The following is a 25,136-nucleotide window of genomic DNA, read 5'->3' as shown; positions in this document are numbered from 1 at the left end:
AAGGCTGGAATGATTGTGATGCACAGAGAACCAGCCGTACAAGTGAGTGACACAACGGCGGCTAAATAGATAAGACAATGCTGGTTAAATAAATTCCTTCTTCCGGGAATTACTTACTTTAGGAGAAATATTAGGTATATGACTAAGCCCTATATAGATTTCAAGGAAGTAGAACAAAGTATTCGGGAAAATGCCCCAGCTGTAGTGTATAAGTATAGAACCTGGAAAGACGATAACCATAAAAACCTTCATCTTAAACGGCAGGTATGGTTTTCGCATCCTTATGATCTTAATGATCCCCTGGACGTTCGGCCTGAATTTGCTTATGATGCAGACGAAGTAAACAGTGAAGCCTTTTATCAGCGGCTAATAGCCGGAATGCACGAATTGTTTCCTGAAACACAGTTTTACCCGCCTGAAATACAACAGAGATTGGCTACTGAAAAGTGGGATCAAATAAAGGAAAATCCGAAAGGGCATTTTGATGCTAATAGAGCGGTGTTAGAGAAGCGTGAGCATTACGATCCTTATGGGATATTTAGCACCAGTGTAAACGGGCTGAGTGTTCCTACCTGGGAGCATTATGGAGATAACTATACTGGTTATTGCGTAGGCTTTCGCACTGTGGATTTATGCAGGGAGCTGAATTGTACCGCTGCGATGGTTGAGTACAATGATGCGCCCTATATGCTCAGTTTCACTGGTAAGAGGGATGGTATTGATATACTACTGTATAAGAAAACCTCCTGGTCGCATGAAGAGGAATTTCGGTTTGCTACTGTTGGGGTAGGTATCTATTATGAACGTCTGCGTGAATTTGATCCGCAAACTGTGGCTGAGGTGATAATAGGCCATAACATGCCCCCTAAAGACATGGAAGAGGTCATTGCCTCGGTGAAGAAAATATACCCGGTCGGTATTCCGATTTACCAAACCGTACTGAGCAATGGGGTATTGTCGAAAAATCAGATCGCATAATTAATTCATTTTTAGATGTATTATGCGTATTTTGTGAGTTGTTTTATTTGGATTTCTAAGAGAGTGTAATAAATTAGCATTTTAAAGGTTTAGGGTTGATGCCTTCGTTTTCCAGCGAAGGCATATTTTTGGGTTTAAATAAAGATTAATATTAAACAACGCCCCTGTTTAGTAATTTTTTTTTCATTCATTTGTATCCCCCTAAGTTTTGCACATGATGAAACCAGTCCAATTGCATTTGCATGTTAAAACATCTAACAGCAAAAAGTTGTATAGCGCGTTACAGCAGATCAGTGGCATAAATGAAATTGATTCCGGCAGTGTTCCTGCCGAATTGGAGTGTTCTTTAGTTTTGGACGCAGATCCTACAATACTTGCCGTAACTAAAAGTTCAGAGAATTGGTATTGCATCCGGCACAATTCCTTTAAAAAGTTATTTGAGTGGGGAGAGTATCTATCCAGTGAACTGGATACCCTTTTTGTCCAGATTAGCTTTCGTTCTGAAGATGGTTTTTCTTATTTATTGGCTTATGAAAAAGGGAAACGGATTCGGGAAATTGAAGGTGTCGGTTCGACTGAAACGCCAGTCACTAATGAGGGAGAGCTATTTTCATTTGAAAATCCCTTTGCAGATGGTATAAGCGGGAAAGATTTGCAGATGTTTGACCTGGATTCTTTGTATGATTACTGCCTTGAATTAGGGGTAGACCTGGATAATCTGCAATGTTCGTACACCTGCCGGATTTTGAGGAAAGATAAATAGATCAACGGCATCAACCAGTTTGCTCGTATTTAGCCGCAACATTACCGCAGTAAATGCTGTTTTCCGGGCGTTTATCTGCGGCTTTTTTTTGTCAATATAGGAATAGGTTGGCGATTTAATACACCCCTGTTAAACATAACTGCCTCATAATCTAAGAAATGTTTGTTAATTTCCATTTAAGGATTATTAATATTTGAAGTAGATATTAATATTACATTGTGTCTGCATAGAACCCAGTTGGGAAAAATGTAATCGAGGTTGCAAAGCATTCCGGATTATATGACTGCCCTTACGATTGTTTGTTCCAAAACAAAAACCTGTGTATGGACATTGTTTCAGCAACCTTTGGCCCTCTTAATTTCAAGCCCCAAGTGCCTGCGGAGTTAGCCTATTTAAAAATACCTGGAAGCAAAGCCTTAACTGCCATTGAACCTTTTGCAAAAGTATTTTACCAAAAGTATGAGACGGATGATTACTGCTTTTGGTTGACAGCTTACCATCCGAATGCAGACCAGGAAATTTACATTCATCGTGAAGGGCCATATATCGGCTTTAAAGTGGTATTGAAGCAGCATATACGGTACAGATACGATTTGGGGGAACTTTATATTAAGCAAGGCCAGTTTGTCTTTGCTCATTGCCCCGTTATAGATACCAAATTCAATATTAAAAGTGGTCATGAATATTTTGTATTTGATATGTGTCTCAACCTTGACTTTATAAAGTCAGTAGGCATAGAAAACGAGCTTCTTGGCAGATTTTTAAGACAAATTGAGGAAGGTAAGCGGGCGTTCCTGCTGGACACAATGGTACAGAGTGGTGCTTTGCTTTTAGACGCTATAGAATACCTGTTAGGACGGCCTGCCGATAAAAAAGCCGCAAGTGCTGTATTGACCTTACTTATCCAGGTAGCAGAACAGCGCAATGGTATTGATTTGCCTGAATATAAGATAGAGCGAATGTATCAAGCGCGTGAGATCATCCGGCAAGACGTGGCGCGTCATGTTTCCAATCACGATCTAGCAAGGATGGTCGGCACCAATAGCCGCGATTTAAAAACGGACTTTGTAAAGGTTTTTGCCATGCCCCCCTGCCAATTTCTCCAATATGAGCGAATAAAAACGGCGAAAACACTTTTGATTGAAGAGCCACAAATGAGTGTTGATGAAATAGCCGTGAAGGTAGGTTTTAGAAACTCCGCCGCATTTGATCCTGCTTTCAAGGGTAATGTAGGTGTCACCCCATCTTTTTGGCGCAAGAGAGGCGGCAATATCTGAAATTTTAATACGAGTTTTTCGCTCTCCAGGGCATGATTTTGCCTTTTGGTGCATTGTATTTAAGCGATTGGTGAAAAATAGTTTGCCAGATGGTGCAAACCTTGTTTCTGCGCTTGATATTATCCGGTGGAGTGTAGAGATTTACACTAGAAACGGAAATACATATAGAACGGAAAAAGGCTGCCAGGCGCTGTTAACACCAAATTGAACTATCATGCTTCCTGTATGTAAACTTCCAAAAATCCGTATTCGTGTTCATTGCTGTGGCATCGCTACATATAGGCAATTTATTTCCTTAATAAATGACCACACAGGGTTATCCGGCTTCATCCACCGTTTGGTTCCGGGTACTTAGTAAAAGTGGTCGGAACCTTTGCGGACAAAGAATGCGGCATTCCTGCACCCATTCATCAATTCAGCCAGCAGGTATATTAATCCAATTTAAACTATATTTTATGCGTAAGATAAAATTTCTCTTCCCGATGGCGATTGCTATTTTGATACTCACAGTAGCATTAGTGACAAGCGCTTTCACAGCTAAAACAGAAGTGAAGGCTAAAGCTAAATTTGCACCGGCTTATTTTGTTTTAATCAGCGAATCGAGTGAAAATTCTGCTTCTGCGCGTACTGACCCTAATAGCTGGATGCTTGCAAATGGAACCGGTTCCGATATTTCCTGTCCGGACGATGTGACCCATATCTGCAAAATTTACGCAGAAAACAACGCAGGAAAACCAGTTATTTCCGGCACTTTATACACTATACTTAATAATGGGGAAAGCACGGATGTACCTGTAGCAGACGGTGTAAATTTATGGACTAGACAATAGCAATATTATTACGATAGAATTTAAAGCGTATTCAGCATTTATTAGTCAAAGCAATAAATAAGGTTATATTGCCTTATTTATTGCTTTTTATTTACTTACGCTATTGGACTATCTAGGGTTCTGCTCGATCCCGCTCATATCTATTACAACATTCGGTATCAGGAAAGTGTATGTTAAATCATTTGGTAGTAAAGTATATATTCGCCCGTTCAAATTGCGCGTGATTGTAATTGAATTATCGCCACTTAAATTTAGCCTGCGTATATCAGTCCAACGAAGGCTCGGTCTAAAGCAAAGTTCCTTACGCCTTTCGCGTAAAATAATGGCCAATGCTTGTTGAGGATCTGACGTTGTAATAGGAATAAATTTATTTGACAGCCACCTAGTATTTAGAAGTTTATTCAAATCATTCATCGCCTCTGATACTTTGCCTTGCCTTGCATAACATTCAGCTCTCACTAAGTAAACTTCATCTGTTGCAATACCGCAAAATGGTAAGCTATAAGAGGTGCCGTTGTAATTTCCTTTAAATCTAAATCCACCATCCGTAATTGTCATAAAAAATGCCTTTTTGCGAATGTCGTTGCTGTCATACCAGCTATATAGTGTGGAATCCACTTTGCTTTTAGTAGCATTTACCTGGTAGGAAACTGCATGAAAAATTACTTCCCCGTTGAATTTTTGAAATGGTACGTTTGCCGTGCTATTTACTAAACTTGAATTATTGTAATCAATTAGAGTATTATAAAGTCGCAAGCATGAATCTGCATATGTCCCTGCGTTTTCGTAGTCGCTCATGGAAAGATATGTTCTTGCCAACAGTCCGAAAGCAGCGGCCTGACATGCCCTAGTTCGATTCGTAGCCACACTTTGATATGCGGGTAATAGTGGTATTGCCATTTTAAGATCACGAATTATCTGGTTGTAAGTTTCTGCAACCGTTGACCTTTTTGTAACATCTTCAGCATCGGCGCTTAGTTTAAGAGGTATTCCCAGAGGTAAGTTCATTGAGGAAACTGAATATGCAGGTGAAAATAATTGGGCTAATTCATAAAAATTGTACGCCCTGTAAAAGAGTGCGCCACCCTTAACTGCATTGCGATCAGCAATTGTTGCTGTATTGTCTTGTAATTTATCAATAACTGACAATACAATATTAGCATTCAGTATTCGGGCATAGGTTAGCGTCCAGCTTTGCGATAAGTCCGTATTGGGATTCCATATGTATGTATTTTGATCGTTCACATTAGTTATTGATGCCCAATCTGTATAACTGAAATATATGTTATCATTTGCTAACTCGCCCGCCCACGGATAATTTATATACATCGAATTAAGGTCAAGGATGCCTTGTAGTTCATTAAATTTTGTGGGAATTACCAGGGATTTATCCGGCGATTCATCAAGATACTTCTTACATGACCAAAGGTATGTCAACAAGAAGAGTAATAAAACTTGTTGTATTATAGATTTATATAACTTCATCATAAAAGTTTTTGAGTTTTAGAAAGTGGCTTTTAATCCAATAGCAATGCTTTTGGGTGGTGGCACTCCATAATCCGGATCTAAACCTGCCTTATTAGCTTTCCATAGTATCCCAACATTATTAAGATATAGATATAGATTCAAACTTTTTAGCCACTCACTATGTGTATTAAGCCCATATGAAAGGTTTATATCCTGTAGTCGAATATTGTCTCCTTTAAACACGTTTACTTCTGAATTGTAGTAGAAATTATCCCTGTTAGCAATTGCAGGATATACCATTGAAGGTACATTTGTATGCAGCTCGTCACCTGGTTTCTGCCATCGATTTACATAATCACCATAGCCGTTTTGTGCATATCCTGTAAATAGTGCATTGTACTGAATTGAGTTATTTTTAAGGAAATAGTATTTCAGCCTATATGTTATATTAAGAGATACCGAAAGGTTTTTCCAGCTGACTGTATTAATGAATGAGCCAAAATACAGAGGGCGTGCAGAGCCATGAAAGGAAATATCATTTTTACCAGCATAGTTGTATATGGAATCATAATTTTTAGTGGCTTTCCCATCTACAAAGCCTATTGGATCACCTGTGTTGTGGTCAAGTCCTCCCCACTTCCAGGCACCGATCTGGTAGGGATTTTGACCTTCAATTGGATTCATAAGGCCGATGCCCAAATACAAACCCGCTAAGGAAGACCGTTTGTATAGGTACTTGGTGAGTTTATAGGTATTGTAAGAAAACAGCCAATTCGTTTGCCATTTTACTGCTTTGTCTACATTAATTGTTTTTAAATTAAGATCCACTCCTTTTACTTGAAGATTCGCGCTATTAACTGTTAGGGTTGTGTAACCTGAAGTAATGTCAGTAGGAACAGGACTTATTAAGTCGGTGGACTTTTTGGAATAAAATTCTATGCTTCCTGCAAATTTCGTATTCCTGGTGGCGAAGTCTATTCCGATATTTGTCGTTGCGACCTTTTCCCATCGCAGATTTGGGTTTGGTGCTTGTTTTACAGAATATGTTGTTGTGTTGGTAAATGTATTTAATACTCCCGATTGAATGGTTAACACGCCAGTTACAGTGTTATTTACATTTCCACTGTACCCATAAGTAGCCCTGATTTTGAGCAAGGAAAAGACCGGATTATGAAAGAACTCTTCATTTGTTAAGTTCCAAGCTGCGCCTACTGACCAGAGTGGTTTCCATTTATTATTTGTAGCTACTCCAAACAAATTACTTGCATCCCTTCTGGCACTCGCAGATATGATATATTTCTTATCATAGTCGAAAGCGGCATTTGCATATAGCGATACAAAACGATCCAGGTTGTCACTAAAAAAAATAGTGTTAGGAATAAACAGGCTATTTCCCTGAATCCCAAGATAGGTGGGGTATGGTGTAGCATAATTCACATTTCTAAAGCTAATCACATCAGCGTTGTATCCGTATGTACGTCCACTATTTGAAGTTACATGGCTTTGCCTTATTTCGCCCCCAGCTATTGCTGTGAGGAATCCCTTTTTTCTTACCTGTTTATTGAAATTCAGCTGCCCCCTAAGATTCTGGGTAGCTAAATTGATGTTACTTAAATCGAGTATTCCCCCATTAGGAATACCGGAATTTACCGACGCGCTGCCTCCGGTGGGAGTAAATAGGTTTATCAGGTTCCGTACATTATAGGATTGCTCGTTGTAATAGTTCCTGCCAATATTGTCCTGCATTTCAAATTGATACTTCAGATCTGCGGTAAATGACGGAGTAATACTATAATTGGCAGCTAACTGAATTAGGAGATTTTTTAAGTTAGTGGTCTTATCACTGTAATTTCTCTCATCTAAAGGGCGGTACTTCCAATTTAGCAGCTTTCCACTGCCTACTGTATCAGTAAAATGATAGGTGTAATCCTTGTCTATCGCCATGCTATTGCCTTGATCGTCGGCTAGCCTGGCATAAGGATATAGAGATTTTCCACCCGTATAAAAGCTCCCAAATTCACCAATACTGTTATTAATACTTTCCGAATGTGTATAGCCTAAACCCACTTGAAGGCTTAAATTTCTTAACGGCTTAATATTGGCTTGTGATCTCACGGAAAGCCTGTCTTGCCTATTCCCAACAAGTGTTGTGATATTTTTATCATAGCCAACGGAAAAAAGGTAACTGATATTGCTTGTACCACCTGAGACAGAAACAGCGTATTGCTGATAGATAGCTTTTCGATAAACATACTTAAGAAAGTCCTTTCTAATATCATTTCCCCTTAAAGCGTCAATTTGAGTAGCCGAATCTGATTCGGAAATTTGCCCCAACCTACGTTTGTTTAAAATATCCACTACAGGCGAATAAGGCACAAAGGTTGTCGTATTGTTGAGATCAGAATTAAACGCCCCGTTTTTAAATAAAAATGTTTCCAGGTCAATAAATGCGGACGAAGTGAAACGAGGGATATAATATAAATCAGGTTTGTTAACGATAGTCACGTTATTATTGATATTGACAGTCATTTTTTGGTTGTACCTGCCTGATTTGGTAGTAATTACAATTACTCCATTACCAGCTTTTGCCCCCCAAATAGAAGCCGCAGCAGCATCTTTTAAAACTGTTATGTCCTGAACATCGTTTGGATTAATTGTAGATAAATCTCCTGTATATGGAAAATTATCTAACACTATGAGAGGCTGTGTACTGGTATTTATGCTGCTAATCCCTCGAATGTTAATGTCAGTTCCGCGATTGTTTCCTGTTACAATAGATCGGTTGAATATTAAACCTGGCACCACACCATCCAATCTTTCTAATACGTTTGTTGTAACGGTTCTGTTGAATAGCTTATTATCAACAATCTCGAACGAACCTGTTGCGCGTTCTTTCGGAATATTCTGATACCCTGTATTTACTGTAACCATTTGCATTTCCTGGATAGAACTTTTCATTTCAAATGTGGATGGTAGTTCCGATGCAGGTGAAAGGGACTGTTGTAAAGCATGGTAACCAACAAAGCTAATCATGATAGTTGCCCCGGTTTGCGGAACAGTGATACGAAAGTTACCTGCATGATCTGTTACGGCAGTAGCTCCTGTTTCTTTTACTATAACGGATGCTCCGGCTAAGGGCATTTTATTGGAGGCGGATATGACCTTTCTTATAATGATTGTATCGTTTGCAGTAACATTCCAAATGTCCTGCGCCTGTGCGTTGGCTTTTTTGGATGGTGTAATAACCACATTCTTTGCCATAACCCGGTAGTAGAAAGGCTGATTCTTGAAGATCTGTGATAGTGCGTCAATAACAGGAACTGCCTTGATCCGGATGGTGATAGGACGAGAGGTTTTTAGTAAGTCATCATCGTATATAAAACGGTAATCGGTTTGCTGGCTAATTTCCCCCAACGCTGTTTTCAATGGCTGGTTTTCCAGAAATAAGCTAACCCTGGCAGTGTCATTTTGCAATCTCGCAAATGATGTAATGCTGGTAAAACTCAGCATTATAAACAGTAGATACATAGTGGATCTTTTGGCAAGGCATAGGGATGACCTTACCCTGCAATCATGCAGTGTGTTATGGCTCATAACAGCTGTTTTATGGTTTAATGAAAAAATGTAAGGGGAAGGAACCTTTTATTTGGTATTCGGCAATACCTTCAATGTTCTTTGGCTTAGTGAAAATTTTGCTATTCCTGTAAGTTCAATCATTTCCAACAGGGTTGATAATGGTACGCTTCTTTTGATCTCACCTGTGAAATACTTATGACGATTAAATGTGCTATCGTATTCGATCTTTACATTATACCATTCGGAAAGTTGTTGCATCACAACTTCAATATTCTCCGATTTGAAAGAAAACATTCCTTCTTTCCAGGCAATCAATTCTGTAATATCCTTTTTAGGGGCAACAAACTTCGTTAATAAATTATCGCTTAAAGCTACTTCTCCTGCTTTTACAAGGGTTGTGCTGTGGCTGCGTCCTATCAGTACAGCACCTTCGGTTACCGTCGTTAAGACAGATTTCGTATTAGCATATCGTTTGCAATCAACATTAAAAGCTGTTCCCACCGCCTTTATGGATATGTTGTTAGCTGTTACAATAAATGGCCTTTTGGCGTCCTTAGCTACTTCAAAATAGCCCTCACCTCGCAAGAATACATTTCTCTCCCCCGCAAGGAAATGAACCGGGTAAGAAATTGACGAGGCGGCATTAAGAAACACTTTTGTACCATCCTCTAAAACGATTGTATAGCCTCCACCAGCCGGTGCCTCAAGTATATTCCATTGTGTTGTTGACACCTTCGTTTTTAAATCATTTCTGTATGAAACAATACCGTCGGCACTGTTTATGACTGTTAGTGTGTCGTTGGTAAAGGTTGTGTCCTTTCCCTGTTCTAAAAGTATTTCTCCATCTACATATATTAACCTTGCCTTTTTGCTCCCAGGAACAATTAGGTTACTGTCTGATAGAGCAATCAGTTGTTGGTTAGTAGATGGTTTATGCCTGCTTAATAAGTACACTAATCCAGAAAGCAATACCAGCACTACGGCTGCCACTTTGAAAATTAAGTTATACTGGGCTATGCCTAATCGTGCTTTTTTTTCCAGTTTATTTATAACCCGTGAATAACCTTTTTCCGTGTTAGCCCTGGCATATTCTTCAAGATCCTTTTCCAGTATTTTACCCGTAGTCATTTCTCTAAGGAATTGGGTTTTGTCGCTTGCATCAACCCATACAGAAAGTTCTTCTTTTTCAGATTCCGACAGGGTGCCTTTCTGATATTTTATTATCAGCTCAGACACACGAAAGCTGTGCTTCATCCTATCTTTTTCGCTTTGCATAATATTATCTGTTAAGGCTTCCTTCCGTTGAACAGACAGTGATATACACTATAAAGACGATGAAATGCAAAAAGCGTCCACGCTCAACGACATTTTTTTCCTAGAGTAAGGTAGTGAATAAAAGCGCGGCAATGGATGTTTCTATAGAGACTGAAAGCAGAATATAGTTGAGTATGGAAATAATACCAAGCCTTTTGCGAAGAATTTGCAGCCCTTTGGCTTTATGGCTCCGTATTGTGCTTACGTTTAAGCCAAGTTGCTCCGCTGCTTCTTTCGTGGATTGTCCTTCCTCATATAGAAGGTGCATCACATTCCTGCATTCCACTGGTAAATTCAGTAGCTCCCGGTGCATCTGCGCAATAATCTCGGCCCTTATGATTTCGGTAAGCGCAAAGGATTCTGTTTCGTCCGCTAAATAATATTTAAGGCTGGCTTTGGCCTGGTTGTTTCGCTGGCGCTTCCGAATTGCATCTGTACAAGCGTTTTTAACAGATATATATAAGATTGCCTTAATGTTTTTAAATCTATTAAAGTCAGATTGTTTATTCCAAATTTTCACAAATGTCTCTTCTACAATGTCCTCAGCTTCATCCCAATCATTAAGTAACTTATTTGCAAAGAAGCATAGTTTTGGGTAATAGGTGTCAAAAGCGATACGAAAAGTTTGATCGCTTGGATAATTAATGGATTCTATCGTCGAAATTTTCCGCAAACTGAGGGTGCTTTACGGCAAAAATAAAGATTATAATTATAAGCCTAAGTATTATTATTATAGGCTAACCGATTATAAATGTAATATTTTGAATGATACTTGTTTAGATATTACTAATTTTTGCTATTAACAAGTACAATGTCGAGAAAATCAAAAGAGGAGATAGTCGCATATTTTAAGTCAGAAAAAGGGCTTAACAAACTTTATATAGTCAAACAAGGGCTGGAAACTGGAACTATTAAAACATTAGCACAAATTTTTGCTATAGTAGCAAAATCAAATATTCAGAATCTTCTTGGTGGTGAATTTTATGCTTTTGACAAAAAAATCGAAGATCCAGGACGCTTTAGCTATAATGAAACGGAAGTCCTAGCGGCATTTTTTGACGTTAAGTATGAAGTGATGCACGGTTTTATACGTCAAAACATGGTGAAGGCTAAGAGTAAAAGGAAACCAAGATCATAGTAAGTATGAATATACCACTTCGACTTATTTTTTATCGCGAACACTTTGGTTGGACGCAGGAAAAGGCAGCGCAGGCACTAGGTATATCAGTGGAAAGCTACAATGAACTGGAAAATGGACGTTTGAAAATAAATGGACTTATAGCTCAAAAACTTGCCAATTTGTATAATGCTCCATTTGAAATATTTGTTATAGATACTACTTCACATTATCATCAAGCTGAAGTAATTTATACTAATTGTAGCTTTGGTGGCTCTTTGGCTTCAGGATACATTAACAACAACCATACTGATCGTGGAATTGATGAAATAATGTACCTGCGAAAACAAGAAACTGACGGGCTTAAAGCCCAGATTGAAGACTTGCGGCAGCAAAACTCGGCTCTCCTTCAGCTCAATGAAAGTCTTGCGAAGTTTGCTGAAAGACAATCTGAAAAATAGCAGTTCAGTTGATTACATTCTTACTATTTGCAAGGAATTGGCTTACATATTACCATTCAACTTACCACCTAGAACTTTTACCAGCTCCATAAGCTCGGCATTTTGTTTCAATAGGATTTCATTTTGTTCCCGTAACAATTTCACATCACCATCGTAGAAGTTATTTGTACCTGAATTATGGTGCTGATACCCAACGTTTCCATTTTTCTCATTCTCTTTTATGGAATCCCTGAAGGTGATAATAGGGGTGGCTTCTGAAAGCAGGTTAGCTAAACTAACATTATATAGATCACAAAGCCTTTGCGCATGTGCTGCGGAAATTTTAGACGGGTCTTGCTCCAGTCTTGCATAGGTACTTTGACTGATACCCAATATATCCTCAGCTACATATTCCTGGGTGTAATCATTGATCTCGCGCAATATTTTCAGCGTTGAAGTAGCCATTTCTAAAGGTTAATGTGAATAAAACATGCAATACCGGGTAAACTACCCTTATTTGCCATTTTTAATACACCCAAAGATAAACAACTTTGGACTTTATTACAATTCCTTCCTTCCGTTAGCATATATACAGTGGTCATACTGCATTTATCAGTAACTGTTCAATAACTGACCACATGAAATATATTTCCTGGCTTTTGGTATTCTGTATTTCCGCTCTAAACATTTATGGGCAGCATATAACCCCTTTACGTGTTGGGGATACAGTACCAGATATAACCATCGGTCACCTGCTAAATTACCCATCCGATACTGCGCGACTAAGCGATTTCAAAGGAAAACTGATTATCCTGGATTTTTGGGCCACCTGGTGCGGCCCCTGCGTAAGTTCCCTGCCTAAAATGTTCGCCTTACAAAAGCGATACAAAGGCAAGATCCAGATTATTACTGTAACCGGGGAAAACAAAAATTTAATTCAAACCTTCTTAACCAAGAAAAATGCCTACCAAACTGCTTCTTCTACTGTATTTGCAACAGGTGACATTGTATTATCTCAATATTTTAAACATACTACTATCCCACATGAAGTATGGATTGACGAAAATTTGAAAGTTAGGGCAATAACCAGCGATCAATACGTTTCCTCTAAAAACATTGATTCTGTATTAGGTGGAAAAATGCCAAATTGGGTGGCTAAAGAGGATAGTAAAACCATGAATCTGAATGAAAATGGGCTATTCTCCTCGTCTCCTAAAATAGATAACTCCATTCTGGAATATCATAGTGGCCTTACAAATTTCATCAAAGGGGCAACAAGTAGCGTCATCTTTATTGTCGATTCCTCACGCCAGCAACAAAGAATGACTGCCACGAATTTCAGTAAATTAGTCCTGTATTCATTAGCTTACCAAAAGTTCCCGGTTTTTAATAACCCAAAGATGTGTATGCTAAATGTAACAGATTCATCTAAATTTCTATATGATTTTCACACGGGATATAGAGATGTATGGAAAATGAACAACTGGCATAGTTATGAATCAGTTGCATCCATCCATTGCGAAAAGAAAGAATTGCAGCAAAAAATGGTTAGCGATCTTGATTTTTATTTTGGACTTAGGACTACTGTTGAGAAGCGAAATATAATGTGTTGGGTACTTAAAAATTCAAAAAGAAAAGTCATAAGTAGACCTGCAAAGGGATTCCCACAACATGCCCTGCAACTTAATTCACAGGGCGGCTATGTGTATAACCAAAAGAATTTAGCCGTAAATGAACTTATTGAGACAATGAACACAGATAGTTGGTTTAGTGAATTACCGTTGGCAATCAACGAAACCTCTGATAGCACTCCTATTGATATGACCATAACAATTAAACAAAAGAAAAATATTAATCAATGGAACAGTGAACTTAAAAAATATGGATTGGAGCTAGTACAAGAACAAAGGATTAAAGAAATGTTGATTGTGAATGAACTATAAGAGAATGGCAAGATGCTGCTTTTATTAGCAGTTTCTTACACTAACCACCCAATGCCACCCGGTTTACACCGGGTGGGTTATTTTTAATCTCATCTATCTGTATTATGAAAAAACACTTCTGCATTGCATCAAGATTAAATAATTCTGAATTTTTGATACTTAAAAAAGATGACCGTTTAGGGCCTGGGCCGATGTGCTATGATTCAGTGGAGAAAGCAAAAGGGTTCTTTCAGCCCTTTTATCATATTCTTTCAACAGAAAATATTGATTCAGAAATTTACAGAACGAATCTAGCTACCCTGGCAACTATTTTTCCTGTTATCGTTGCGTTTAATATAAATACCATTTTGGAAGAATTAGTGAAGTGGAGAGATGGAGAATTAGTATATACGAGCCAGGAACATATAGTACCAATACCTCATTTTCTATGTCCGATGAAAAAGGGCTTTATTGAAAAATACTTAGAACTTGACATATTTAAAGATATAGAGTCTATTTCCAGGATAGCAGAAAATGGCGACATTGAAGTGTCCTCTTTTAAAATTCATCGGTCTTATGAGGGAGAAAAATTTGAAATAGATCCTCTCACGGAAGAAAAAGCAATAAAAATACTCAATAGAAAAGGGCCTATTGATTAATCAGACCAGTACAAATACAAATGGGAATTGTAATTTATTCAGTTGCTCTTGGAGTAATTAGCATTATGCTATTGAAACGGATTGCCGTTTTATGGCTCGTTCTTATATACCTAACGGTTAATATTCTTTCTGCCTTAGCCCTGTTAAATGGGTTAGTTGGCGGAACACTCTTTTGTAAACTCCCGTGCAATATAGAAATATCGCTAGAAGAATTTCTTGCCGTTGCTGGTCTTTTATGCCTGGATGCCGTAATTATAGCTAAAGTAGCACGCCGGGTTGTTAATAGAGAAAATTCGTAACCTACTTTGAAAGCACCCATGTATAACCTGATATATATGCCCATTTTGTTATTGCAAACGAACTATTTTCAAGAAGCCTATACTTGGCATATATAATCCCCCCAACTAATAATCCGCCGAACCAACTGAGAATATTATATCGCCCAATTTCTCCTGCTTCTTGAACAGGTGGTTTAAGCCACATATCAAAAAGTAAATGTGAAAGGTATGCAGGTATCCCAACCAAATAGAGAAAGATGAATCCAAAGATTATAAACCATCCCCAATGCCTTTTTTGCCTCAGTGCAATCATAATGCCTTTCAAAAAGAAAATTAAGCATGTTAAAAAATATGCGCCTAGTATTACAAGGCAGATAGATTCAAGTTTTCCTAATGATTGATAAAATGAAAAACGTCTCAATATTAGATAAGATGTGATTATTGCGCTGCTATAAATAAGTAGGATGTATAAAACTTTAAAAAAAGCTAAAATCGCCTTTTTAAATAATTCTGCATGCTGCTTATCAGAAGCTGCTTGTCTTTTACCCGCGTTATATCCGTCAGAATGGCCTAAGTAATATTCATCATTCATATCTTAGGATTTAATGGTAATGAAATTGGGGTTGAGACTTGGCAAAAATATCTAAAGGAAGTTGATAAGAATAAATACATCAAGTCACATATTTCCTGATCCATCTATCTAAAACTGGCAGTAGACAACCACCTACAAAAAAGCTAAGCAAGTCATAGGCAATCTTAGAGAATCTAGGTCTAACAATAACCAATGTATTTACAAAAATATAATAAACCAATGCCGGAATAAGACCGCAGACGAATATTAAGGTAATTATTTTAGCATGTGAGAATATGGCTCTTAATATGACAATGTAGGCTATACTGCCAACCGAAACGTAAAAAAGAGAAGCGCCATAGTCGTTTAATAAGGAATTGCTGTCCTCTGAAGAGGTGACCTCTGTAAATTGCCCTCTGTAATGGAGCATTATCGCTGTTATAGCAGATGCTATAACAGCGATAAGAACTAAAATTATAAGCTCTCTAAAAATAACTTTTACCATCCTAGTAATGTTTTTAATGTATCCCAATCAATTATTCCTTTGAGATAGTCCTTTACGTCTTCCCATTTTGGTCGAACAGTAACTTGACTAGGAGAATAATAACTTGCATCACCACCATTATCATTGATGAATTTTATCATATTCTTTTGCATATTCTCCCACAAGTCATCTGCCCCATCAAAAACCATGTCATACTGATTGGAAAGTGCAAACATCCAGTCACTTGTTCTATCAACACCTCGTGTAAAAAAGACAAATTCACCTGCCTGGTCTTTAGAGCTATATACGCCGAACTCCCTTGTTCCGGAAACTGGATGATTGTCATCGAGTGGGGATTGCATCGTGTTAAATCGAAACCTGTGGCTTTCATTTCCAGGTGTGCTGTTATTGGAATAAAACGTTTGGATAACTGTTCCGTTATTGGGCATATTTATATGAATAAGTGCGCCGTTGGATGCTTCGTAAGGTGAATTAAATAATGCAGCATCACTAAAAGTGCCATGTGAATAAGGAGTAAAAGATATATTCAAATCCGGATCTATGAAGTCGTTAATATGAGTTCTGAAATGTTCGGTTAAGGTTTTCGCGGAAAAGCCGGTGGGAAGTCTTTTTATTCTAACAGGAAAAAAATCGCAGTTGACAACAGGGCCAGCCGCATTATCGAGTTCCTGTATCTCAAAAGAATTGAAAAATTGAAATTGCATGGCATTTTGAAGAGAATCTACTCTGTTTTTTATCGGTTGTGGAACAATCCATTGGGCAAGCGCCCGCCACGGCGCACCATAACCATTAACATCGTCCAGATATTTTCTTTTAGAAGTATCTATCGGTAGTAAAAAGAATTGCTCTACGCTAAGGGCAGTATTAATATCTTCTATATTCTGTACAGAATAAACATCGGCTCCTGGATCAATAAAAATTGGTGGATCTCCTGGATCATATGGATTTGGATCAGGGCCTTCGCCGGGAGGGTAATGCCAGGGAGTACCTGGGGGATTGGAGGAACCGCCAGAACCACCACCAACACCAGGATAGTAGCCACCGTTATTGTTGCCCCCACTAGAACCGCCTGTACTTGCGCCACCACCACCGCCGCCACCGATGGAGATCCAAACAATATCTGTGATGCAGATTTCCTCATAGTAAGGCCAGTTACGAGGATCATCTGGCGCAAGCCCTGTTAATTCGCCCTGGTCTGGATTATGCTCAACAGTGTAGCATTGGGTTATTGGTAGCATCACCATACGCGCTGCGGAGTTGGTTGAATTTGCCTTTGCCCTAAATCTCATCAAACGTGGCTTTGTGATAGCGCTATCAGAATTATTAAATAGCCTACCGTCCTTAACCAAAAAAAGGCTATCTCCAAAAATCTTATTGCTATAAGCCATTAGGGTTGCTGCAAGGAAAGAACCATTGAAATGATTGGGTTTGCCGAAGCCAAATTTTGCATATGCTTTACCCCTAACAAGTGTAAACCTCATACTATCGCCATTGACTTTACATAGCAGAATAGACGATACTATTTTTTCATTGTTGATTACCAATGGAATAGTAACTATGGTGTCCACATTATTGCCGCCTTCTGACCTCGCTGTTTGACTGTTTTGTGACTGGTAGTAAAAATCACTGTAATTCCAAAAGGGTAAGCCTTCCCGCTCTGCTATCCCTTGAAGAAAATGATAACTATCTTCATCTGAAGCTATGCGTTTCCCAATTCGATGAAGTATCTCTGGACTTTCAACAGGCACGTTCAAGAATTGGCTAATAAGCTCGGATTTGGTGGGATTTGGTTTAATTAAATATTCTCTCTTAGAGCAACTGAAGAACAAGAAAAATGAAAAAATAAGGATGTAGCTAACAATGGCTTTGGGGTGATTCATAATAGTGGCTTTGTTTTGGTTAACTGTATTTGACTACAACCCAAATATAACGAAAAAGAATATTACTATATAGGGCTTCAACTTTCCGAATTGGTGATTACCACGTAAATCCCGAAAAAAGACTTCACCAAACGCTTAATACTTTTTCACTTATCGCCCAAAAAACGCCTTCTAATTTGCATAGTATTTGAAAATGCTTACCTCGTCAGACTAACGTGTTTAATTTAAAATCAATCTTATGGAAAGTAGTGTACCTGCGAAATGGGAACTACTCTATAGCGAACTAATGGAAGCACTTGAAGCAATCAAAGAAGAAGAATCTTATGTATTGAAGAGAGCTGAAAGGAGCATAAAAGCCACACGTAAAGCTATGGAGCATCTTCGGCATTTTGTCATTAGCCATCCGTTTGAAAATGAGCAAGAAGAAATCTTATTCTTCAAAAAGGTAAAACCAAAATTTTATAGTAAGATGATTTACTACATCAAGCTGTATCGTATTGAAAGTAGGAAGCCCGCTGGAAGTGTAAAATCCCGATTAAAATATTTGAAAACGGAACTACAGAAACTGGATTACTTATTTTCCAACAACAGCGACCAATATCAATATTATCGAAGCGACAGTAGTTACCTGGATCATGAGCTTTTTGTACGAGGCAAGCAGGATAATAGCTTTACGCTTGATGCACATTCATTTTATTCTGATCCGGAATTTAGCACCGGCTATGATCTGTTATTAGGTAAAATGATAGCCTATGAACAGTTAGCAGGTGAACTAAGTGACGCAATTTATGAATTGCAAAAAAAAGGAGAAAAAGCGACCGGAGATAATGAAATGGATACATCTCTTTCGCAGAAGCGTACCGGATATGTTCAAACGCCATTTAAGGCAGCAGCAATATATGTCTTTCTCCGTTCATTAGTTGATTCGGAGATAATTGTCAATCATACATACAAAAGCCTATTTGAACTTCTGTGTCCTGGTATATCAAACAAGCTGGTTAAATCCATCAGTGCGGCCAATCTATCAAAGTACAGTGACAAAGTTGATTCTGAAACAAGAGAAATGGTGAAGCGTGCTTTACAAAAGATGCAAAGGAACATAGACAACTATTAGACTAATAGTAATATCTTAATGAAGATAGCTGGGCATGACTGCCTGGCTATTTTTATTGTTTCCCTTATCTGCCTGTAAAAATTCGACCTTAATTCGACTTCAATTCCACCTAGCATATTATCAGCAATCCAAACACCTCAACATTTCACAAAAACGACAAGTAAGACTGATTCAGAAATCTTCAAAAACTCCAATGCCCTTCTATTTAGCCTCCACAAAACAGCCCTTTTCTGAAACTAATTTGCAACTGTAATCAAACAGTAAAACAAAGCGATTATGTTTCATCTATCATGGCAAATTTACTTAACAGCAACATTTGTATTTCTTGGGCTATACTATATAGCCATATCACTACTTTATTTTAAAAGGGTGGTCAAACGAAATAAGGAAGGCAAGATTAAGCCCGCAATAAGAAGTGATACTGAATTGCCAAATGAAAATTCAAGTCGCAATCTTTTCGGCTTCAATACATCGAAGCCTGTAGAGGTTGAAGAACAAAACTCAGCGCCAGCAATACAACCCTTAGTTGACGAATTGCAGGCATATAGTGTAGCAGCAGGAAAGGAAAAAAGAACCAAAGAAGAAATTCAGATTTCTATCAGAAAGATTATTCAAAAATATCCTGGGATTGTGACTTCAGAGTTTCAGAAGGGGATTACCTCTCTAATAGCTTATAACATTGAAAATAATTGCGCGATTCATTTAAGTGCGGAAGAACTAAGTGATGTGTGGAATCAGTGATAGCGCAATGCTCCACCTGTGAAGTGATGCAGGAAAACCAAGTGCGATGGATAGTAGCAGGTGGAGTTTTTTTCTTCCCGCCAAGCTTTTAATCAACTAAAAATAAACAGTAAGTGAGTATGAAAATGTGTGTATGGAACTGCTTTAGGAAAAGCGGAAGAAGGATGTTGCGTGCATCCATGTTAACAATGGCTGCGGTAGTAATTACAAACTTTAGCAGTTACGCGCAGGATGGAATTGCAGGTATAGAAGAAGCAAATAGTAAGGTACGAGGATATTTTGATATTGGCTGCGACCTTATGTATGCGGTTGGTGCCATTCTCGGACTTATCGGTGCCGTGCGTGTCTATCAAAAATGGTCTAACGGTGCGCCTGAAACCGGATCTGTTGCAGCTGCATGGTTTGGTAGCTGCGTATTCCTTGTAATTGTAGCAACGGTTCTTAAAAGTTTCTTCGGTATCTAAACTGTAGGTTATGGCGAACAGCGTCTATAGAATTAATAAGGGAGTAAACAAAAGCATAGAATTTAAGGGTTTGAAAGCTCAGTATATCACCTATTTGGGAATTGGCCTTATTGCTTTACTGGTGCTGTTCGCCGTTCTCTACATTGTTGGTATTCCCTCTTTGATATGCGTTGGAATTGTAATGATTGCGGGCGGCATTTTATTTTCCCGTGTATTTAAGCTCAGCAAAACATATGGAGAACACGGCCTAATGAAAAAGATGGCTGCCCAACGCATTCCCAAGCATTTAAGGTGCAATTCAAGGAAACAATTTTACTTCAAAAAGCAGTAGTGATTTATGGAAAAGTGGTTAACAGATATACTGCCTATAGCAGATATAGAGCATGATGCAATTTTGTCTAAACAGGGTGATATATCATTCGTATATAAGGTTGATTTACCGGAGATTTTTACTTTGTCAGCAGACGAATATGAATCTATCCACCAGGGAATTATAAGAGCATTAAAGGCGTTACCTGCGGGGAGTGTCTTTCATAAACAAGACTACTTTACCCGAAAACAATACAAAGGGGAAAAATGGGAAGGCCAGCAAAGTTTTTTAAACAAAGCGGCAGAGCAGTATTTTATGAACCGGCGTTATCTTGACCATGAATGTTATATCATTCTTACCCGGCAGGCTATTGGTCGCAGACAAGCCAGCTCCATGTTCTCTAATCTTATCAGGCCAACATTAGTTCCCCAACAAACAATTAGTGCGGATTTCTTAATGAATTGGGAGAATAGTGCAAGTCAGTTTGTTAGGCTGATGAAGGAGGCTGGTCTATCCCTTACCAGATTGAAAAATTCTTCATTATCAAGCACGGAAAAATCAGCAGGCTTATTAGAAAATTATTGTTTCTTGTCTCCCTCTCCGGATAACCTTTTGATAAAGGATATAATATTCGACAAACAGCATATTAATATTGGAAGTCAGTTATGCCAGTTGTTTACGGTAGCTGATGCAGATTCTCTACCAGGATTAGTAGGGCCTTGTGTGACGTATGATAAGTACAGTACCGATCGTACTAACTTTCCCCTGAGCTTTGCCGCGCCTTGTGGATTGCTATTGCAATGCAATCATATTTATAACCAGGTGATTTTTATTAAAGATGGGTTTGAGACAAGAAAGACGCTAGAGAAAAGGGCTTTACGGCTGAGGTCTTTGGCGGCTTATTCAAGAGAAAATGCCATATCCCATGAGGCAGTTAATGCTTATCTCAATGAGGCTGTGAGTGAAGGACGTATCCCCGCAGGTATTCACTGTAATATCATGACTATCGCTGACAATGCAGAAGAAGCAAGGGAACAGACTAATATGGTTACTGCTGCGCTGGCTGGTATGGATGCTGTGGCAAAAATGGAAACCGTGGGCGCACCTCAATTGTTCTGGGCATGTATGCCTGGAAATATAGGAGACTTGCCACAAAACGAAGTATTTGGCAGCTTCTTAGAACAGGCATCCTGTTTTTTGAATATGGAAACCAATTACCGGAGCTTACCTCCGACACAGGGTATTCGGTTTTGTGATCGGTTGACTGGTAAGCCTGTTTTTGCTGACTTTCTGGATCAGCCAAGACAGGCAGGGATAAGTACAAATATGGGTATGCTTGTGTGTGGGAGCAGTGGCGGGGGTAAGAGCATGACAGTTAACCATATACTGAGAACATTATACGATCAGGGCGCTCATATTCTGGTAGTAGATATAGGAGGCAGTTACCGTGGCCTATGTGAGTTAGTTAAGGGTGCGTATTTAAGCTATGAAGAGGACAAACCTATTCAGTTTAATCCATTTTATATTGCTCCTGGGGATATACTTGATACAGAGAAGAAGGAGAGCCTGAAAGCCTTACTTGTAGCACTGTGGAAGCAGGAAAACGAAAGTTACAACCGCAGTGAATATGTAGCCCTGTCAAATGCGCTCACCGGATATTTTCAGTTATTGAAAAGCGATCCTTCTATTTTCCCATGTTTTGATTCGTTCTATGAATACCTGGGTTCTACATATGTTGAAGTTTTGAAAGAGCATCGAGTTAAGGCAGATGACTTTGATGTAAATAACTTTCTTTATGTACTTCAGCCGTACTACAAAGAAAATGAATTTGGGTATTTATTAAATGCGCGTAAGAATCTGGATCTTTTAAATCAGCCTTTCGTTGTTGTAGAAATGGACAACTTGAAGGATCATCCAATTCTTTTTCCCGTTACGGCATTGTTGATTGTAGAACTTTTCATAAGCAAGATGCGCAAGCTAAAAGGAACACGCAAAGTCCTGGCTATAGATGAAGCCTGGAAGGCTATCACTAAAAGCGGAATGGCGGAGTTTTTAAAATACGCATTCAAAACTATTAGGAAGTTTAACGGGGTTCCAATTGTAATAACACAGGAATTGGACGACCTCATTAGCTCTCCCATAATCAAAGATGCCATTATCAATAATGCAGACATCAAGATACTGATGGATATGCGAAAGTTTGTTAACAAGTTTGATAAGTTACAAGAGGCACTAGGACTTTCGGAAAAAGGCAAAACAATTCTACTATCTGTCAATAAAGATAACCGCGAAATCTATACGGAAGTTGGAGGGCAAATCATGAAGGTCTACAAAAATGAATTGTCACCACACGAATACTTTGCTTATACCACCGAAGGTAGAGAAAAGGTTAAAGTCCTTGAATACGCAGAAAAATATGGAGGTATGCAGGCGGGCATAGAAGCGCTTGTAAGAGATATGCAACAAAAAGCTGCGTGATTGAAATAACGCCTAACTACAACAATATACAAAGTAATAATAATGAAGAAATTAATGATAGTAATGGTTATCGTTTTTGGATGTATAACCATACCAACACAAAGAGCAAATGCACAACTGGCAATCGCTGAGATTATAAAGGCAGGAGTGAAAAAAGTAATCAAAGCCGTAGACCTAAAAGTGCAACGATTACAAAATGAAACCATCTGGCTTCAAAACGCGCAGAAGGCGGTTGAAAATACAATGTCTCAATTAAAGCTCGGTGAAATATCGGAATGGGTAGACAGACAACGTAACCTTTATGCTGATTACTTCCAGGAACTTTATAAAGTCAAAGTTATTATCACATACTATCATAGGATTCGTGAAATAATGGATCTGCAAATAAAGATTGTTCAAGAATACAACAGGGCATGGAACCTTATTAAACAAGATAGCCATTTCACTACTGACGAAATAACCTACATGGAAAAGGTCTACAGCGGTATTCTTGATGCCAGTGTGAAAAATATAGAACAGCTCTCTTTAGTGGTTAACTCGTTTACCACGCAAATGAGCGATGCGAAGCGGCTAGAGATGATTAATAACGCTGCTAATGAGGTAGAAACAAACTATAATGACTTGCGACAATTCAATACAGATAATGCCTTGCTAAGTCTTCGCCGGGCCAGGGATTTACAAGACGCTTATTCCATCAAAAATCTATATGGATTACCCAACAACTGAGTAATATGAAAACGCTATCAGTGATCGCATTCTTTTGGCTTATAAGCCATTCTGCCTTTTCTCAGTCGTTTTCAGAATGGTTTAAACAAAAAAAGACGCAGACGAAATATTCACTAGCACAGATTGTAGCGCTAAAGGCATATTCAGATATACTAAACAAAGGCTATGGACTTATTAAGGATAGTTTATTTGTCATCAATAGTAATAAAGAAAAAGACTTACAGCAACATAGCGATTATTACCAGTCACTCAAATCGGTATCACCAGTTGTTCGTCAATCTAACAAGGTTACAATTGCGGTCAATTACGCTACTCAGGTAATGGAGATGTATAGTATTGCAAAAAAATACATCGACACAACGGAATGGTTGAACCCGATTGAAAAAGATTATACCATAAAGGTGGCAGCAGCAGCTGTTGAAGATTGTAATAAGTCTATTGATGAATTAAAAGAGGTTACTTCTGACGGAGAATTGGAAATGAAGACAGATGAACGTCTAAGAAAGTTAGATGAAATCAGTAGCGATATTAGAGGAATATACGTCTTTTTGAAATCATTTCACAATGGCAATCAATTGCTGGCCCGACAGCGACAGAAAGAATCTCTTGATTCCCGCCGACTGCAAAAAATTATCGAATAAAAAATAGTTCGTTTAAAAGCAATCTCACAGATTATGAAGAAGAATGGAACCATGATAGTCGGGATAGCTGATGCAACTGTAAAGTTAGCCGAAGCATCGGCCCGTGTTATCAAAAAAGCGAAGGATAGCGGATTGTTTACTACACAGGAAATCTCTTTTATTGTTTCGTTTTTTAATGAAATGTTGAAAGAGCCTAATCAGTATGTAGAGAAAGTAAAGAATCTCCTTATTCCCAAACAAAACGTTTCGGAAGATGAAAAAGAAAAACAGCTTCTACATATGCACAGTAACATGCGGCGCAATCAAGCTGAGACAAGAAAAATAGAGAAGTCATTTGAAAGACTTGTGAATCTCCGTATTAAGCGGTCAAGTGATATGGAAGAGGTTAAAGATATTTTCAAAACGAGTTACAAATCTGAAAAATAAGTCTTATGCGCAAATGGTTACTAATGATGTTAATGGTATGTGGATTGGGAACGGTAAGGGCGCAATCTTTTGAAATTCAGCAACTAATACTAAATGTTGAAAAGCTGGCTCAAATGAAAGGGATTTTGTCAGATATGAAGAAGGGATATGATATTGTAGCTGGCGGGTATAATACAGTCAAAAATCTTTCACAAGGAAATTTTGACCTTCATAAAGCATTCCTGGATGGGTTAATGGCAGTTAGTCCTACCGTCAGAAAGTATCATAAAGTCGCTGAAATCATATCCATCCAGCTTACAATTATAAGTGAGTATAAGAAAGCAGCAGGTACATTCCGGGTAAGTGATCTGTTTAATGATAATGAACTTTCATACATAGACCGTGTGTACGATAACCTATTCCAGCAATCACTTAAAAACCTGGATGACTTAGCAACGATCATAACTGATAATCAACTACGCATGTCCGATGATGAAAGGTTAGAAGCGATAGACCAAATTCATGATGACATTCAAGATAAACTCTTGTTTTTACGACACTTTAACAGCAGAACAAAAGTTTTGGCAGTTCAAAGGGCAGGACAGCAACAGGAAACTAAAGTCCTAAAGCAGTTGCATGATGTAACAGAATAATAAAATCCTCTTTTGATTTAAAAGCAA

The 25,136-nt window shown here is 38.4% G+C and carries 24 protein-coding genes; 17 read left to right on the top strand and 7 right to left on the bottom strand.

What is annotated here, in order from left to right; translation table 11 throughout:
• Positions 1-138 precede the first annotated feature (138 nt).
• From ESB13_RS09575 to ESB13_RS09560, 4 genes are all read left to right on the top strand, one after another.
• Entirely contained in the window at positions 139-978 is an 840-nt protein-coding gene (locus tag ESB13_RS09575; RefSeq protein ID WP_129002759.1) for a DUF2971 domain-containing protein, read from the top strand.
• Between the two features lie 214 nt (positions 979-1,192).
• On the top strand, positions 1,193-1,741 hold the full coding sequence (locus tag ESB13_RS09570; RefSeq protein ID WP_129002758.1) for a hypothetical protein: 549 nt from the start codon (positions 1,193-1,195) through the stop codon (positions 1,739-1,741).
• Between the two features lie 323 nt (positions 1,742-2,064).
• Positions 2,065-3,018: an AraC family transcriptional regulator gene (locus ESB13_RS09565; protein ID WP_129002757.1), complete on the top strand. Its 954-nt coding sequence runs from the start codon at positions 2,065-2,067 to the stop codon at positions 3,016-3,018.
• 455 nt (positions 3,019-3,473) lie between these two features.
• Positions 3,474-3,848, top strand: a complete 375-nt coding sequence (locus ESB13_RS09560; protein ID WP_129002756.1) for a hypothetical protein — start codon at positions 3,474-3,476, stop codon at positions 3,846-3,848.
• A 108-nt stretch (positions 3,849-3,956) separates the two neighbouring features.
• Here ESB13_RS09560 and ESB13_RS09555 read toward each other — a convergent pair whose 3' ends face one another.
• The 4 genes from ESB13_RS09555 to ESB13_RS09540 form a co-directional block, all read right to left on the bottom strand.
• Complete coding sequence (locus ESB13_RS09555; RefSeq protein ID WP_129002755.1) at positions 3,957-5,336, bottom strand: RagB/SusD family nutrient uptake outer membrane protein; 1,380 nt, start codon at positions 5,334-5,336, stop codon at positions 3,957-3,959.
• A gap of 15 nt (positions 5,337-5,351) precedes the next feature.
• Positions 5,352-8,843, bottom strand: a complete 3,492-nt coding sequence (locus ESB13_RS09550; RefSeq protein ID WP_164974157.1) for a SusC/RagA family TonB-linked outer membrane protein — start codon at positions 8,841-8,843, stop codon at positions 5,352-5,354.
• A gap of 114 nt (positions 8,844-8,957) precedes the next feature.
• Complete coding sequence (locus ESB13_RS09545) at positions 8,958-10,166, bottom strand: FecR family protein (RefSeq protein WP_129002753.1); 1,209 nt, start codon at positions 10,164-10,166, stop codon at positions 8,958-8,960.
• Positions 10,167-10,266: 100 nt separating this feature from the next.
• Entirely contained in the window at positions 10,267-10,878 is a 612-nt protein-coding gene (locus ESB13_RS09540) for an RNA polymerase sigma factor (protein ID WP_129002752.1), read from the bottom strand.
• A 138-nt stretch (positions 10,879-11,016) separates the two neighbouring features.
• Between ESB13_RS09540 and ESB13_RS09535 the strand changes: the two genes are divergently transcribed.
• Together ESB13_RS09535 and ESB13_RS09530 are read left to right on the top strand one after the other, a co-directional pair.
• Complete coding sequence (locus tag ESB13_RS09535) at positions 11,017-11,343, top strand: hypothetical protein (RefSeq protein WP_129002751.1); 327 nt, start codon at positions 11,017-11,019, stop codon at positions 11,341-11,343.
• Positions 11,344-11,348: 5 nt separating this feature from the next.
• Entirely contained in the window at positions 11,349-11,783 is a 435-nt protein-coding gene (locus tag ESB13_RS09530) for a helix-turn-helix domain-containing protein (RefSeq protein ID WP_129002750.1), read from the top strand.
• 42 nt (positions 11,784-11,825) lie between these two features.
• Here the strand turns inward: ESB13_RS09530 and ESB13_RS09525 are convergent, their stop codons facing one another.
• Positions 11,826-12,227 (bottom strand): helix-turn-helix domain-containing protein, encoded by a 402-nt coding sequence (locus ESB13_RS09525; RefSeq protein ID WP_129002749.1) that lies wholly within the window; start codon positions 12,225-12,227, stop codon positions 11,826-11,828.
• Positions 12,228-12,400: 173 nt separating this feature from the next.
• On the opposite strand from ESB13_RS09525, the gene ESB13_RS09520 reads away from it, so the two are divergent.
• Both ESB13_RS09520 and ESB13_RS09515 read left to right on the top strand, forming a co-directional pair.
• On the top strand, positions 12,401-13,705 hold the full coding sequence (locus ESB13_RS09520) for a TlpA family protein disulfide reductase (RefSeq protein ID WP_129002748.1): 1,305 nt from the start codon (positions 12,401-12,403) through the stop codon (positions 13,703-13,705).
• A gap of 104 nt (positions 13,706-13,809) precedes the next feature.
• On the top strand, positions 13,810-14,343 hold the full coding sequence (locus ESB13_RS09515) for a hypothetical protein (RefSeq protein ID WP_129002747.1): 534 nt from the start codon (positions 13,810-13,812) through the stop codon (positions 14,341-14,343).
• 300 nt (positions 14,344-14,643) lie between these two features.
• Here the strand turns inward: ESB13_RS09515 and ESB13_RS09510 are convergent, their stop codons facing one another.
• Both ESB13_RS09510 and ESB13_RS23865 read right to left on the bottom strand, forming a co-directional pair.
• Complete coding sequence (locus tag ESB13_RS09510; RefSeq protein ID WP_129002746.1) at positions 14,644-15,213, bottom strand: hypothetical protein; 570 nt, start codon at positions 15,211-15,213, stop codon at positions 14,644-14,646.
• Positions 15,214-15,690: 477 nt separating this feature from the next.
• The gene (locus ESB13_RS23865; RefSeq protein WP_181955290.1) at positions 15,691-17,577 is read right to left on the bottom strand and encodes a hypothetical protein; all 1,887 of its coding nucleotides are present in this window, start codon (positions 17,575-17,577) and stop codon (positions 15,691-15,693) included.
• 238 nt (positions 17,578-17,815) lie between these two features.
• Here ESB13_RS23865 and ESB13_RS09495 point away from each other — a divergent pair, with 238 nt between their 5' ends.
• From ESB13_RS09495 to ESB13_RS09455, 9 genes are all read left to right on the top strand, one after another.
• On the top strand, positions 17,816-18,691 hold the full coding sequence (locus tag ESB13_RS09495; RefSeq protein WP_129002744.1) for an RteC domain-containing protein: 876 nt from the start codon (positions 17,816-17,818) through the stop codon (positions 18,689-18,691).
• A 276-nt stretch (positions 18,692-18,967) separates the two neighbouring features.
• Positions 18,968-19,432, top strand: coding sequence for a hypothetical protein (locus ESB13_RS09490; protein WP_129002743.1), 465 nt, complete (start codon positions 18,968-18,970; stop codon positions 19,430-19,432).
• 119 nt (positions 19,433-19,551) lie between these two features.
• Positions 19,552-19,896, top strand: a complete 345-nt coding sequence (locus ESB13_RS09485; RefSeq protein ID WP_129002742.1) for a DUF4134 domain-containing protein — start codon at positions 19,552-19,554, stop codon at positions 19,894-19,896.
• A gap of 10 nt (positions 19,897-19,906) precedes the next feature.
• Positions 19,907-20,227 carry a DUF4133 domain-containing protein gene (locus ESB13_RS09480; protein ID WP_129002741.1) on the top strand — a complete coding sequence of 107 codons (321 nt, stop codon included), beginning with the start codon at positions 19,907-19,909 and terminating at the stop codon, positions 20,225-20,227.
• Positions 20,228-20,233: 6 nt separating this feature from the next.
• Positions 20,234-22,684, top strand: coding sequence for a TraG family conjugative transposon ATPase (locus tag ESB13_RS09475; RefSeq protein WP_129002740.1), 2,451 nt, complete (start codon positions 20,234-20,236; stop codon positions 22,682-22,684).
• Positions 22,685-22,726: 42 nt separating this feature from the next.
• Positions 22,727-23,410: a conjugal transfer protein TraI gene (locus ESB13_RS09470; protein WP_181955289.1), complete on the top strand. Its 684-nt coding sequence runs from the start codon at positions 22,727-22,729 to the stop codon at positions 23,408-23,410.
• Positions 23,411-23,415: 5 nt separating this feature from the next.
• Positions 23,416-24,051, top strand: coding sequence for a hypothetical protein (locus ESB13_RS09465; protein WP_129002738.1), 636 nt, complete (start codon positions 23,416-23,418; stop codon positions 24,049-24,051).
• A gap of 33 nt (positions 24,052-24,084) precedes the next feature.
• Complete coding sequence (locus ESB13_RS09460) at positions 24,085-24,477, top strand: hypothetical protein (protein WP_129002737.1); 393 nt, start codon at positions 24,085-24,087, stop codon at positions 24,475-24,477.
• Positions 24,478-24,482: 5 nt separating this feature from the next.
• A complete protein-coding gene (locus ESB13_RS09455; RefSeq protein ID WP_129002736.1) occupies positions 24,483-25,109 on the top strand; it encodes a TerB family tellurite resistance protein in 627 nt (208 codons plus the stop codon).
• Positions 25,110-25,136 lie beyond the last annotated feature (27 nt).

The sequence above is a fragment of the Filimonas effusa genome, assembly GCF_004118675.1.
In the GTDB taxonomy this organism is placed as follows: domain Bacteria; phylum Bacteroidota; class Bacteroidia; order Chitinophagales; family Chitinophagaceae; genus Filimonas; species Filimonas effusa.
Note: the sequence above shows the minus strand (reverse complement) of the source record. Positions and strands in the feature narration are given on the sequence as shown.